Below are 13,408 nucleotides of genomic sequence, written 5' to 3'. Positions count from 1 at the left end.
TGTTCGGGGGGTTGGGGGGGGGGGGGGGGGGGGGGGGGGGGGGGGGGGCGGGGTCCCCCCCCACCGCCCTGCTTGTCAGGCTTCGGCGCGGGCGTATTTGTCCGTCGCCGCCAGCAGTGCCTCGTCCCCGGTCGCTCCGGTGTCGTGCCCGGCCTCGTCCACGAGCACCAGCTCGCTGTCCGGCCAGGCGTGGTGAAGCCGCCACACGATGCCGAGGAGGTTGCCGAAGTCGAGGCTGCCCTGCACCAGGGTGCCCGGAATGCCCTTCAACAGGTGCGCGTCCCGCAGGACCACGCCCTCGTCGTTTCCGTCGCCGAGGAAGTGGTCGTTGCCCCAGTAGTGGGTGACGGTTCGTGCGAAGCCCATGCGGAACTCCGGGTCCTCGAACCGGGCGACGGAGCGTGGCGGCGCGGGGATGATCGCCGTCTCCCAGTCGGTCCAGGCGCGCGCGGCCCGGGCCCGGACTTCGGCGTCGGGCGACTCCAGCAGCCGGTTGTACGCGGCGGCCGGATTGCCGTCGCGTTCGTCTGCCGGCAGCTCGGCGAGGAACCGCTCGTGGGCCTCGGGGAAGATCTCCCCCAACCCTCTCGTCAGGAGGGCCACTTCGGCGTTGGAGCCGGTCGCGACACCGGTCAGCACCAGCTCGGTCACCACTCCCGGGTGGGTCTGCGCGTACCGCAGTCCCAGTGCCGATCCCCACGACACGCCCCACACCAGCCACCGCTCGATGCCGAGGTGAGCGCGCAGCCGCTCCAGGTCCGCCATGATGTGGGCGGTCGTGTTGACGCTCATGTCGGTACCGTGGTCGCTCGCCCGAGGGACCGACCGTCCGGCGCCGCGCTGGTCGAGGAGCACGATCCGGTAGGCGGCCGGGTCGAAGTACCGTCTGAGGTTGGGGCCGGTGCGGGATCCCGGTCCCCCGTGCAGCACCAGCGCGGGCTTGCCGTGCGGGTTTCCGCAGGTTTCCCAGTGGACGCGGTTGCCGTCTCCGACGTCGAGCATGCCGTGGTCGTACGGTTCGATCTCCGGATACAGGCCCATCGGGGCACCGTAACGCCGTCGGTCCGGGGCGTTCACCCCCTTTACGCCGTGGGCCCTACGTCTGGGGCAGCCCCGCCGTCTCGGCCGCCGTGCGCAGCACGTCCCGGAGCATCTCGGGGGTGAGACGGCCGGTGAAGGTGTTGCGCTGGCTGACGTGAAAGCAGCCGAAAAGATGCAGGTCGGGACCGTCAGGGGCGTCCAGCGTGACGTGCCCGCCGTGCGTGAAGGCGGGGCGGGGCCGGGGCACCGTCCAACCCGCCGCGGCGAACGCGGGCAGCGCCGCCTGCCAGCCGAAGGCGCCGAGTACCACCACGGCCCGCACTGTCGGCCGCAGCAGATCCAGCTCCTGGACGAGCCAGGGACGGCAGGTGTCGCGCTCGGTGGGGGTGGGCTTGTTGGCGGGCGGGGCGCAGTGCACCGGCGAGGTGACGCGCACGCCGTACAGTTCCAGGCCGTCGTCGGCGGAGACGGCGGTGGGCTGCGAGGCGAGTCCCACGTCGTACAACGCCTGGAACAGCACGTCTCCGGAGCGGTCGCCGGTGAACATCCGGCCGGTGCGGTTGCCGCCGTGGGCCGCGGGGGCGAGCCCGACGATCAGCAGACGTGCGTCCGGCGGACCGAAGCCCGGCACCGGCCGGCCCCAGTACGTCCAGTCGGCGAAGGCCGCCCGCTTGGTACGGGCCACCTCCTCCCGCCAGTCGACCAGCCTCGGGCAGGCCCGGCACCCCGCGATCCGCTGGTCCAGTACGGAGAGGCCGCTGGTGTCCATGGCTCCACCGTAAAGACCACGGAGCCGTGACGCCCGCCCGCCCGGGCTCCTTGGCCCTGGTCCCGACCCCGCCCCTGGCTCGCACGACAGCGCCGGGCCCGCGGAAATAGGAGCCCCTCTCGCCCGGCCGAGCGGTTAGGGTCGAGCCATGGCTTCCGAGCATGACGAGGGCAGGAACGGCGGGGCGGCCGGCCCGCAGGACACCGCCCGGGCCAAGGCCGGCACGAAGGCCGACGAGAAGACCGGCAACGGGATCGGCGACAGGACCGGCGACGGGACAGACCGCAAGGCCGCCGGTACGGTCGGCGGGAGGGGCACCGGTCAGGAGCTCGACCCGGGCGACGGCACGGCTGCCGCCACCCCGCCCCCGCCTCCGGACCCGAAGACCGCCGCCGCGATCGCCGCCGCCGAGGCGGCCGGGCCGCAGAACGGTGGGAGCGTCCGCGTGGACAGCTGGATCTGGGCCGTCCGCCTCGTCAAGACCCGCTCCCTCGGCGCGACCGCCTGCAAGGGCGGCCATGTCAGGGTGAACGGCGAGCGGGTGAAACCCGCGTACTCGCTGCGTGTCGGAGACGAGGTGCGCCTGCGCCACGAGGGCCGGGAACGCGTAGTCGTCGTGAAGCGGCTGATCCGCAAGCGCGTCGGAGCCCCGGTCGCCGCCCAGTGCTACGTCGACAACTCCCCGCCGCCCCCGCCCCGCGAGGCCGTCGCCCCGGCCGGCATCCGCGACCGCGGCGCCGGTCGCCCCACCAAGCGGGACCGTCGCGAGCTGGAACGCCTGCGCGGGCTGGAGGGCCTGAGCCAGGCCCGGCGGGATGCCGAGAACAGGCCCTGAACACCCGCGCCGTCCATGGGTGGTCAGACCCGCCCGCGTCCCCGCCCGCGTCGTGCCAGTCGGAACAGCTCCTCGTTGTGCCCGCGGCGGGCCCAGGCGATGACCAGGAGCGGCACCATCAGAACGATCGGTGTCGCGGCATTCTCCCCGTCGAAGTAGGTGAGCTGGACGACGAACGCGCCCACCATCAGCGCGCTCAGGGCCGTCGCCGCCACCGACTGCAGCGCCGGAACGAACAGGGCGATCGCTCCGGCCAGTTCGAGGACGCCGATGGCGTACATGCCCACGTTGCCCCAGCCCATCTCGGCGAAGGGGTCCGCCGCCGAGGAGTGCGCGACCAGTTTGGGCGCGGCGCTCGCGACGGCGAAGAACAGCGCGAGGAGCACCTGCACCGTCCGCAGGGCGATCCGGGCGCCCCGCCCCCGGGTCGACGCGGCGGAGGTCGCTGAGGGCGCGGAAACAGTGGCGGCGGTGGCGGTGGGCACGGCGGTCTCGGACATGAGGGTCTCCTGAGCTGAGCGGTCCGTTGTTCAGTCAGGTATTCAGACTGCTCGACCGCCCGGAACTCATCGCCGATCCTCCACCTCTCATCGCCGATCCTCTACCTCCGGGTCGCGGGAACCGCCCTCACCCACGTCCCGTCGTCGGTCAGATACCGGTCCACCCCGAGTCCCGCCTCCCCCAGTGCCTCCTCGAACTGTTCCTCGGTCAGCGGCCGGGCCCGGAACGTCTGTGTCCAGACCGCGTCCGGGAACTCGTACTCCGCGTGTACCGCGTTGACGCCGTCCCCGACCGGCTCCGACGACACGATGCGCACGGTGAAGCCGCTGGGGTCGACCCGCTCACGCGGCAGGTTCGTGTGATAGTCATCGCCCTCCCGTTGGATCAGTACACAGCCGTCCTCCGTGACATGCCGGGCACAGGTGCGCAGCAACCCGCGGCTCACCTCGGCGTCCCCGGAGTGCACGAGGAACGACGCCAGCATCACCACGTCGAAGCCCTCGCCCAGGTCCAGTTCCTCGATCGGGCCGCGTATCGTCCGTGCCCCGCGCACGCGTTCCAGCATCTCGGCGGACTCGTCCACCGCGGTCACGGCGAACCCCCGCTCCAGCAGTGGATGGGTCATGCGCCCCACACCACTGCCCAGCTCCAGGATGCGCGCCCCCGCGGGCACGGCGGCGGCGACGATGTCCGGCTCGGCTCCGGCGGGCAGCCGCGAATAGAGCTCGACCGCGCAGCCGTCCGGGGTGATGGCTCCCGGTCCCGTCCCCTGGTGTCCCTCTCGCATTTTCAGCTCCATGCCCGTCCAACGGGCCGTGTCCGCACGCCCGTTCCCACCCGGCACCGGTTCACCCGACCGAGTGAACGGGGGCCCACCGTCAGAACGGAAACCAGCCGTGCCCGATGTACCAGTGGCCGCCCGCCCGCAGATGGTCCCCGACGGCCCGTTCCACCGAGGTGCGCCGCGGCAGCCCCTCGACCGGCAGGCAGGGGTTGCCGAAGACGAAGCGGACGGGTTCCTCGTCGGCGGGCTCGGTGTCCTCGCGGGCCACCCGGAAGCGTTCCTGGAACCGGACGATGTTGGAGTCGGCGGCCAGGTACCGCTTCAGCTGCGGGTCGAGGAGCCACGAGTGGCACATCGCGGCACGGTACGGCTCCTCGGGGAAGTGCCGGCGGAAGAACTCCCTGGCGAGCCCGAGCGAGCGGTCGCAGGCGGCCGGTGTCAGCGGCCCGCGGTAGTCCGGGATGTGCAGGTTCAGACAGGGCTCGCCCGGCACCGCGTCCAGGCCGGCCGACCGCAGCACCGGCGCGGTGCGCTGCCCGATCGTGGCCCGTTCGAACTGCAGCCGCCCCAGCTGGTACAGCTCTCCCCGGAAGTGGTGCGCCAGCCACCGTGGGGCCCGCACTCCGCCCGTGCCGTGCCGCCTGCGGTGGCTCGCCATGTTCCGTCCCAGGTCGGCGAGGGTATGCCGGGTGATCTCGGCCGGGATGCCGCGCTCCTGGTGGTAGGCGCGGGTGTACGGCAGCGCCGCGACGAACACGTACGCGGAGAAGTACCCGCCCAGCGCCTCAGGAGCCTCGGCCAGCCGCTCCCCGAACCTCCGCATGCCCTCCGGGTCCGCGGCCGGCTCCCCGAGATCCCGCACCAGCTCCTGGACACACTCCTCCAGCAACCGCGCCGTCCCGGCATCGCGCGTCACCCCTCCCCGCAGTCCCACCAGCGCGTTGATGTCCTCGTGCGGGACCGCCAGGTCGAGCAGTACGTCGGGCAGGTCGTCGGCGTCCGGAAGGCCGGGTCGGTTCTGTGGCACGGCTCGTTTCCCCCTCGTCGTCTCCCGGAGTACGTTTTCCACAGGAGTGGTGATCCGATGCGTACCGGCAGTGAACCGGCCACTGCGCGCAGTGCCCTGCGGGCGCGTTTCTGGCTGAGCCTCTGGGGGCTGGTCTGGGCGATCTTCGGAACGGCCGCGTTCGCGCTCGCCGGGCACCCGGGATGGGCCGTCGCGTGCGGAGTGTTGTGGCTCGTCGTCACGGTCGACCTGACCGTGATCCTCCGGCACATCCGCCAGGGCCCGCACTACCAGCCCGGACCGGACGTCCCACCGTACCGGCCGCCGAGGAGCTGACCGTCAGGAGTCGAACCGCGCCTGCTGCAGATACTCCGGGTTCGGGTCCAGAGCCGCCGCCAGCCGGAAGTGGCGCCGGGCCTGGTCGGGGCACGCCCGGCGCTCATAGGTGCGGGCGAGTGCGAAGTGCGCGAACGCGTTGTCCGGCTCGCGCTCCAGGACGATGGTGAACTCCAGCTCGGCGGCTCTCAGTTGCGCCGCCGCGAAGAAGGCACGCGCGCGCAGCAGCCGGGCGGCGGTGCTCTCCGGATGCGCGGCGATGACCCCGTCGAGCAGTTTCACCGCGCCCCGCGGGTCCCGCGCCGCGAGCAGTTGCTCGGCGGCACGGAAGTCGATGACATCCGTCTCCGGAGTACGTCCGGTCGAACCGCTGGTCTCGGGCACGGCAGAGTCCTTCCCTCACTGAAAGGGATCAACGCCCGCTCGGGGAGCGCTATTCCTGGGACGGGCGGAGGAACCGGAGCCTCCGGGCGCGCCAGGGCGCTCAGCGCGGCGCGTGCGCCTTGCGGGTCAGCTCGGCCCACACCTCTGCCACGCGGCGCCGCAGCTCGTCCAGCGGTACGTCGTTGTCGATGACCACGTCCGCGATCTCCCGGCGTTGCTCGCGCGTCGCCTGGGCGGCCATTCGCGCGCGTGCGTCCTGCTCGGTCATGCCGCGCAGCCGTACCAGCCGGTCGAGCTGGGTGGCGGGCTCGGCGTCCACGACGACCACGACGTCGTACAGCGGTGCCAGGCCGTTCTCCGTGAGCAGCGGAACGTCGTGGACGACGACGGCGTCCTCGGCGGCGGCCTCTTCGAGGGCGCGGGACCGGTCGCCGACCAGGGGGTGCACGATCGAGTTCAGCGCGGCCAGCTTCTCCGGGTCGGCGAACACGATCGAACCGAGTTTCGGCCGGTCCAGGCCGCCGTCCGCGGAGAGTACGTCCTCGCCGAACGCCTCCACGACCGCCGCGAGCCCCGGGGTACCCGGCGCGACGACCTCGCGCGCGATCCGGTCCGCGTCGATCAGTACGGCGCCGTGCTCGACGAGCAGCCGCGACACCGCGCTCTTGCCGGCGCCGATCCCGCCGGTCAGGCCCACGGACAGCATGACCGCGCCTCCACATCACCAATCCCCGCAGGTGCGGGGAGCAACTTACCGACTCCGATACCGCCGGTCAGGCCAACCGGAACATCCCCGAGACGGCGGGGACAGGTGGGGCACGGTCATCCGCCAGATTACCGGATCAGCCGTCGCCCTCCCGCTCCGCCAGGAACCGTTCGAACTCGCGGCCGATCTCGTCCGCCGACGGGATCTCGACGGGCTCGGCGAGCATGTTGCCGCGGGTCTCGGCGCCCGCGGCCGCGTCGTACTGGTGCTCCAGGCCCTGGATCAGAGCGGTGAGTTCCTCGTCGCCCTCCTGGATCTGCCGGTCGATCTCCGTCTGGGTGCGGTGGGCGTCCGTGCGCAGGGAGTGCGCGATGCCCGGCAGGACCAGACCGGTCGCCCCGGTGATCGCCTCCAGGACGGTCAGCGCCGCGTCCGGGTACGGGGAGCGGGCGATGTAGTGCGGGACGTGCGCGGCGACACCCAGCACCTCGTGGCCGGCCTGCAGGAGCCGGTACTCGACGAGCGCCTCGGCGCTGCCGGGGACCTGCGCCTCCTCGAAGGGGCTGCGGTGGCCCGGCACCAGGTCGGCGCGGTTGCCGTGCGGGGTGATGCCGACGGGGCGGGTGTGCGGGACACCCATGGGGATGCCGTGGAAATTGACCGCGAGGCGGACACCGAGCCGCTCGACGATCTGCCGCACGGCCGCGGCGAAGCGCTCCCACTCGACGTCCGGCTCGGGGCCCGACAGCAGCAGGAAGGGCGCCCCGGTGGCGTCCTGGACGACCCGCACCTCGATGGTGGGTTCCTCGTAGTCCGTCCAGGTGTCCCGCTTGAAGGTCAACAGCGGCCGGCGCGCCCGGTAGTCCACGAGCCGGTCGTGGTCGAAGCGGGCGACGACCTGGTGAGGCAGCGAGTCGAGCACCTGGTCGACGATCTGGTCGCCGGTCTCGCCGGCGTCGATGTATCCGTCGAAGTGGTAGAGCATGATCAGTCCCGCCGACTCCTGGGCGAGTGCCATGTCGACGACGGCCAAGCCCTTCGGCTCCCATGCGTACAAACCCTGCGGATCAAGCACAGTGACCGCTCCCCTCCTGATGTTCGTACTGCACAACACGAGTTCCGGCCCGGGCATTCCCGTCCGCTCGCCCGCCCGGCGTCGTCGAACGCGCCGAGGGCCCGCACCCCGGGAAGGGGTACGGGCCCTCGGTTCACGAGCTACCGCTCGATGAGGAGCTCCTGCTCGGCCTCAGCCTGCGCTCAGCTCTGGCCGCCGGCCAGCTTCTCGCGCAGCGCGGCCAGCGCCTCGTCCGACGCCAGGGCGCCGGAGTTGTCGCCGCCCTCGGAGGAGTACGAGCCGCCGCCGCCACCACCACCGGACGCGGCCGGAGCCGCACCCGCGGTGTCGACACCCTCGGCAGCGGCCTTCTCGTCCGCCTCGCGGGACTTGATGACCTGCGCCTGGTGCTGCTCGAAGCGCTGCTGCGCCTCGGCGTACTGGGTCTCCCACGCCTCGCGCTGGGTCTCGTAGCCCTCGAGCCAGTCGTTGGTCTCGGGGTCGAAGCCCTCGGGGTAGATGTAGTTGCCCTGGTCGTCGTAGGACGCGGCCATGCCGTACAGGGTCGGGTCGAACTCGACCGTGGACGGGTCGGCACCGAAGGCCTCGTTGGCCTGCTTCAGCGAGAGGCTGATGCGGCGGCGCTCGAGGTCGATGTCGATGACCTTGACGAAGATCTCGTCGTTGACCTGGACGACCTGCTCCGGGATCTCCACGTGGCGCTCGGCCAGCTCGGAGATGTGGACCAGACCCTCGATGCCCTCGTCCACGCGGACGAACGCACCGAACGGCACCAGCTTCGTGACCTTGCCGGGCACGACCTGGCCGATCTGGTGGGTGCGGGCGAACTGCTGCCACGGGTCTTCCTGGGTCGCCTTCAGCGACAGGGAGACGCGCTCGCGGTCCATGTCCACGTCGAGGACCTCGACGGTGACTTCCTGGCCGACCTCGACAACCTCGGACGGGTGGTCGATGTGCTTCCAGGAGAGCTCGGAGACGTGGACCAGACCGTCGACGCCACCCAGGTCCACGAAGGCACCGAAGTTGACGATCGAGGAGACGACGCCGGAACGGACCTGACCCTTCTGGAGGGTCGTGAGGAACGTCTGGCGGACCTCGGACTGGGTCTGCTCCAGCCAGGCACGGCGGGACAGGACCACGTTGTTGCGGTTCTTGTCCAGCTCGATGATCTTCGCCTCGAGCTCCTTGCCCACGTAGGGCTGGAGGTCGCGAACACGGCGCATCTCGACCAGGGAGGCCGGGAGGAAGCCGCGGAGGCCGATGTCGAGGATGAGACCACCCTTGACGACCTCGATGACGGTACCGGTGACGATGCCGTCCTCTTCCTTGATCTTCTCGATGGTGCCCCAGGCCCGCTCGTACTGGGCACGCTTCTTCGAGAGGATCAGGCGGCCTTCCTTGTCCTCCTTCTGGAGAACAAGGGCCTCGATCTCGTCACCGACGGCGACGACCTCGTTGGGGTCGACGTCGTGCTTGATCGAGAGCTCGCGGCTCGGGATGACACCTTCGGTCTTGTAACCGATGTCGAGCAGGACCTCGTCCCGGTCGACCTTCACGATGACGCCGTCGACGATGTCGCCGTCGTTGAAGTACTTGATCGTCTCGTCGATCGCGGCGAGGAAGGCTTCCTCGTTACCGATGTCGTTGACCGCAACCTGCGGGGTGGTGGCGGTGGTCTCGGTGCTGCTCGTCATGTGGGAAAGGGCTCCGGTACGGACATTGAAGTCGTAGGTACTGCTTACGCCGGGAGCCCGTTTCGCTCTGCAGAAGCCGGACAGCCAAGGAAGCGTCACCGAAACCAGGGGTGACACCTCGAGAACCGAGGGGACATACAACAGATGCGAGCGCGACCTGCTACGTCTGAGGTGCGCAGGCCCGCAGCGCAACTTGTAGCATACGGGGGCAGCCGGGCAGGGTCAATGCGCGAAGCCGCACACCCGGGGCGGATCGTCGCATACCCGGCACAAAAGCCGTCTCCCGAGGCCACGTGGACCCACAGCGGCCCCCCAGTGACACGCGGGACCGGCTGCGTGGAAGAGCCGCAGACTAGTACGAGGGAGCCGGTCATCCAAGAGCCCGAAGCGTCCGAAGCGTCCGCAGCCACAGGGACCGAGCCCGAGGCCACCCGGCGTGCCGCCGGTGTCACGGAGAGCTCCCGCGCCAACCGTGGCTGGTGGGACCGGAACGCGGACGAGTACCAGGTCGAGCACGGCACCTTCCTCGGCGACGACCGCTTCGTGTGGTGTCCCGAGGGCCTGGACGAGGTGGAGGCCGAGTTGCTCGGCCCGGTGGAGGACCTGAAGGGCAAGGACGTCCTGGAGATCGGCGCCGGCGCCGCCCAGTGCTCGCGCTGGCTGACCGCCCAGGGCGCGCGTCCGGTGGCCCTGGACCTTTCCCACCGCCAGCTCCAGCACGCCCTGCGCATCGGCGGCTCGTTCCCCCTGGTCTGTGCCGACGCGACCGTGCTGCCCTTCGCGGACGGCTCCTTCGACCTGGCGTGCTCGGCGTACGGGGCGCTGCCCTTCGTCGCCGACCCGCGGCTGGTGCTGCGGGAGGTGCGCCGGGTGCTGCGGTCCGGGGGCCGCTTCGTCTTCTCGGTCACGCACCCGCTGCGCTGGGCGCTCCCGGACGAGCCGGGCCCCGAGGGGCTGTCGGTGTCCGCCTCCTACTTCGACCGCACGCCGTACGTCGAGCAGGACGACGAGGGGCGCGCGGTGTACGTCGAGCACCACAGGACGCTCGGCGACCGTGTCCGGGACGTCGTGACGTCGGGGTTCCGGCTGGTGGACCTCGTGGAGCCGGAGTGGCCGGACTGGAACACGTCCGAGTGGGGCGGCTGGTCGCCGCTGCGGGGGCAGCTGATTCCGGGGACGGCGATCTTCGTGTGCGAGCGCGACTGAGCCGCACCCATTCTGTCGCGTGCGCACGCGCGCGTGGAGGGTGGTTCCGCTGTCGCGCCTCCACGCGCGCGTGGAAGGTGGTCTCGGCGGCGTACGACACTGGGGGCGTGATCCGTTACGACGCCCTGGACGCCCTGCCCGTACGCGGTGCCCTGCCCGCCCTGCACCACGCCCTGGAGGGCCACGGCACCGCGGTGCTGGTCGCGCCGCCCGGCACCGGCAAGACGACGCTGGTGCCGCTCGCGCTGGCCGGGCTGCTGGGCGAGGGGCCCGAGCGGCGTGTGGTCGTGGCCGAGCCGCGGCGGATCGCGGCGCGGGCGGCGGCCCGGCGGATGGCGTGGCTGCTGGGTGAGAAGCCCGGCGCGAGCGTCGGGTACACCGTGCGCGGTGAGCGGGTCGTCGGGCGGCACGCGCGCGTGGAGGTCGTCACGACCGGTGTGCTGTTGCAGCGGCTCCAGCGGGACCAGGAGCTGACGGGCGTCGACGTGGTGGTGCTCGACGAATGCCACGAGCGGCATCTGGACGCGGACACGACGGCGGCGTTCCTGTGGGACGTGCGGACGGCGCTGCGGCCCGAGCTGCGTCTGGTGGCCGCGTCGGCGACAACGGACGCGGAGGGCTGGGCCCGGCTGCTGGGCGGGGCGCCGGTCGTCGAGGCGCAGGGCGTGTCGTATCCCGTGGAGGTGGTGTGGGCGACGCCGGCGCGTCCGGTCCGGCCGCCGCACGGGATGCGGGTGGATCCGGTACTGCTCGCGCACGTGGCGTCGGTGGTGCGGCGGGCGCTGGCCGAACGGGACGGGGACGTGCTGTGTTTCCTGCCCGGCGTCGGGGAGATCTCCCGCGTCGCCGGGCAGCTGGGGGATCTCGGAGACGTCGACGTGCTCCAGGTGCACGGGCGGGCGCCGGCGGCCGTCCAGGACGCGGTCCTGTCCCCCGGGTCGCGGCGCCGGGTGGTGCTGGCGACCTCGGTGGCCGAGTCGTCGCTGACGGTTCCGGGCGTACGGGTGGTCGTGGACGCGGGACTTGCGCGGGAGCCTCGGGTGGACCACGCGCGCGGGCTGAGCGCCCTGACGACGGTGCGGGCCTCGCGGGCGGCGGCGCGGCAACGGGCGGGCCGGGCCGGGCGTGAGGCGCCGGGGGTGGTCTACCGCTGCTGGGCGGAGGCGGAGGACGCCCGTCTACCGCGGTTCCCGGCGCCGGAGATCAAGGTGGCCGACCTGACGGCGTTCGCGTTGCAGGCGGCCTGCTGGGGCGACCCGGACGCGTCCGGGCTGGCGCTGCTCGATCCGCCGCCGGGCGGGGCGATGGCGGCGGCCCGGTCGGTGCTGACGGCGGTCGGCGCGGTGGACGCCTCCGGCCGGGCCACCGCACGAGGTGTACGGCTGGCCCGCCTGGGCCTGCATCCACGGCTGGGGCGTGCGCTGCTCGACGCGGGGATGCCGGGGGCGGTGGCGTCGAGCGCCGGGGCCTCCGGTGGGGGCGTCTTCGGCGGAGGCCCCGCAGACCCGGGCTCCCGTGCGGCCGCCTCGTACGCAACCCCGAGCGGTGCCGGGAGTCCGGACAGGGGTGCCTCGGGCAGGAACGGCTCCCGCGCGGGGGCCTCGGGCACGAAAGGCTCCCGTGCGCGGGCCTCGGACACGAACACCTCCCACGCGGGGGCATCGGGCACAAACACCTCCCACGCGGGGGCATCGGGCACAAACGGCTCCCACGGACGGGCCTCGGACACGAACGGCTCCCACGCGGGGGCCCCGGACAAAAACACCTCCGACACGGAGGCCTCGGGCACAAACACCCCCCACGCGGGGGCCCCGGACGAAGGCGCCTCCCACGAGCGGGCCTCGGGCGTCGGCGCGGTGGCCGGTGAGGGCGCATCCCGTGCGGGCGGCCCCCGTGCGGTGGCGGAGGTGGTGGCTCTGCTCAGTGAGGCGCCGCCGCGGGAGTACGGGGACGATCTGGTGGCCGCGCTGCGGGCGGCTCGGCGTGGCGGTGATGCCTATGGGGCACGGTGGCGGGCCGAGGTGGGGCGGCTGCGGGCCGCCGCAAAGAGCGCCGGTCGGCCGGCGCGGGACGGCACCGGCGACAGCGTCGCGGGGCTGGTGGCCGCGCTGGCGTTTCCCGAGCGGGTGGCCAGGAAGGACGGCGGTTCGTATCTGATGGTCTCCGGCACCCGGGCGGAGCTGCCGGATGCGTCGGCGCTGCGCGGGGCGCCGTGGATCGCCGTGGCCGTGGCCGACCGGCCCGTGGGGAGAGGGCACGCGCGCGTACAGCTCGGCGCGGTCGTCGACGAGGGGACGGCCCGGCTCGCCGCGGGGGCCTTCCTGGAGGAACGGGACGAGGTGCACTGGGGCGACGGCGACGTCGTGGCCCGGCGTGTCGAACGGCTCGGGGCCGTGGAGCTCACCGTCCGGCCGCTCGCCGGCGCCGACTCCGGTCTCGTACGGAACGCGCTGCTGGAGGGGCTGCGGCAGGAAGGGCTCGGGCTGCTGCGCTGGTCGGCCGACGCGGACGTGCTGCGCAAGCGGCTCGCCTTTCTGCGGCGGCAGCTCGGTGAGCCCTGGCCGGACGTCTCCGACGACGCGCTGCGCGCGCGTGTGGACGAATGGCTGGAGCCCGAGCTGGGCCGGGCCCGGCGGCGGGCCGACCTCGCGCGGATCGACGCCGGTCAGGCGCTGACGCGCCTGCTGCCCTGGGCCTCCGGGGAGGCGGCGCGGCTCGACGAACTCGCCCCGGAGCGGATCGTCGTCCCCAGTGGGTCCAGGATCCGGATCGACTACGACGACCCGGGCCGGCCTGTCCTCGCCGTGAAGTTGCAGGAGATGTTCGGGCTCCAGCGCTCGCCCGAGGTCGCGGGGGTGCCGCTTCTCGTCCACCTCCTCTCGCCCGCGGGCCGCCCTGCCGCGGTCACCGCCGACCTGGCCTCCTTCTGGAAGGACGGCTACAAGGGCGTACGGGCGGAGTTGCGCGGCCGGTACCCGAAGCATCCGTGGCCCGAGGACCCGGCCACGGCTGAGCCGACGCGGCACACGAAGGCGCGTCTCGGGAAGTGACGAGGGTCTCGGGAACGACCG

Annotated in this window: 13 protein-coding genes; 4 read left to right on the top strand and 9 right to left on the bottom strand. The window is 72.5% G+C overall.

From position 1 onward, the window contains the following. Positions 1–75: 75 nt before the first annotated feature. Together pip and ACFCZF_RS15025 are read right to left on the bottom strand one after the other, a co-directional pair. On the bottom strand, positions 76–1,041 hold the full coding sequence (pip, locus tag ACFCZF_RS15030) for a prolyl aminopeptidase (RefSeq protein WP_376672003.1): 966 nt from the start codon (positions 1,039–1,041) through the stop codon (positions 76–78). Positions 1,042–1,096: 55 nt separating this feature from the next. Further along, on the bottom strand, positions 1,097–1,810 hold the full coding sequence (locus ACFCZF_RS15025; RefSeq protein ID WP_376672002.1) for a uracil-DNA glycosylase: 714 nt from the start codon (positions 1,808–1,810) through the stop codon (positions 1,097–1,099). Positions 1,811–1,958: 148 nt separating this feature from the next. Here ACFCZF_RS15025 and ACFCZF_RS15020 point away from each other — a divergent pair, with 148 nt between their 5' ends. Then, positions 1,959–2,645 (top strand): RNA-binding S4 domain-containing protein, encoded by a 687-nt coding sequence (locus tag ACFCZF_RS15020; protein WP_376672001.1) that lies wholly within the window; start codon positions 1,959–1,961, stop codon positions 2,643–2,645. Positions 2,646–2,668: 23 nt separating this feature from the next. Here the strand turns inward: ACFCZF_RS15020 and ACFCZF_RS15015 are convergent, their stop codons facing one another. The 3 genes from ACFCZF_RS15015 to ACFCZF_RS15005 form a co-directional block, all read right to left on the bottom strand. After that, complete coding sequence (locus ACFCZF_RS15015; RefSeq protein WP_376672000.1) at positions 2,669–3,145, bottom strand: DoxX family protein; 477 nt, start codon at positions 3,143–3,145, stop codon at positions 2,669–2,671. Between the two features lie 101 nt (positions 3,146–3,246). Further along, entirely contained in the window at positions 3,247–3,933 is a 687-nt protein-coding gene (locus ACFCZF_RS15010; protein WP_376671999.1) for a class I SAM-dependent methyltransferase, read from the bottom strand. Positions 3,934–4,024: 91 nt separating this feature from the next. Further along, positions 4,025–4,957 carry an acyltransferase domain-containing protein gene (locus tag ACFCZF_RS15005; protein ID WP_376671998.1) on the bottom strand — a complete coding sequence of 311 codons (933 nt, stop codon included), beginning with the start codon at positions 4,955–4,957 and terminating at the stop codon, positions 4,025–4,027. Positions 4,958–5,014: 57 nt separating this feature from the next. On the opposite strand from ACFCZF_RS15005, the gene ACFCZF_RS15000 reads away from it, so the two are divergent. Then, the gene (locus ACFCZF_RS15000; RefSeq protein ID WP_376671997.1) at positions 5,015–5,272 is read left to right on the top strand and encodes a DUF6343 family protein; all 258 of its coding nucleotides are present in this window, start codon (positions 5,015–5,017) and stop codon (positions 5,270–5,272) included. 3 nt (positions 5,273–5,275) lie between these two features. Here ACFCZF_RS15000 and ACFCZF_RS14995 read toward each other — a convergent pair whose 3' ends face one another. The 4 genes from ACFCZF_RS14995 to rpsA form a co-directional block, all read right to left on the bottom strand. Then, on the bottom strand, positions 5,276–5,656 hold the full coding sequence (locus ACFCZF_RS14995; protein ID WP_375906114.1) for a tetratricopeptide repeat protein: 381 nt from the start codon (positions 5,654–5,656) through the stop codon (positions 5,276–5,278). A gap of 100 nt (positions 5,657–5,756) precedes the next feature. Continuing rightward, the gene (gene coaE, locus ACFCZF_RS14990; protein WP_376671996.1) at positions 5,757–6,362 is read right to left on the bottom strand and encodes a dephospho-CoA kinase; all 606 of its coding nucleotides are present in this window, start codon (positions 6,360–6,362) and stop codon (positions 5,757–5,759) included. Positions 6,363–6,498: 136 nt separating this feature from the next. Next, the gene (locus ACFCZF_RS14985; protein WP_375906108.1) at positions 6,499–7,437 is read right to left on the bottom strand and encodes a PAC2 family protein; all 939 of its coding nucleotides are present in this window, start codon (positions 7,435–7,437) and stop codon (positions 6,499–6,501) included. Between the two features lie 182 nt (positions 7,438–7,619). Beyond that, a complete protein-coding gene (gene rpsA, locus ACFCZF_RS14980; protein WP_104635556.1) occupies positions 7,620–9,131 on the bottom strand; it encodes a 30S ribosomal protein S1 in 1,512 nt (503 codons plus the stop codon). A gap of 225 nt (positions 9,132–9,356) precedes the next feature. On the opposite strand from rpsA, the gene ACFCZF_RS14975 reads away from it, so the two are divergent. Further along, a complete protein-coding gene (locus tag ACFCZF_RS14975; protein ID WP_376671995.1) occupies positions 9,357–10,337 on the top strand; it encodes a class I SAM-dependent methyltransferase in 981 nt (326 codons plus the stop codon). 107 nt (positions 10,338–10,444) lie between these two features. After that, positions 10,445–13,387: an ATP-dependent helicase C-terminal domain-containing protein gene (locus tag ACFCZF_RS14970; RefSeq protein ID WP_376671994.1), complete on the top strand. Its 2,943-nt coding sequence runs from the start codon at positions 10,445–10,447 to the stop codon at positions 13,385–13,387. The last annotated feature ends 21 nt before the right edge of the window (positions 13,388–13,408 follow it).

It is taken from the genome of Streptomyces sp. NPDC056296 (assembly GCF_042268605.1).
Taxonomy (GTDB): Bacteria; Actinomycetota; Actinomycetes; order Streptomycetales; family Streptomycetaceae; genus Streptomyces.
The sequence above is the reverse complement of the archived record's forward strand: the minus strand, read 5'-3'. Positions and strand labels throughout refer to the sequence as shown.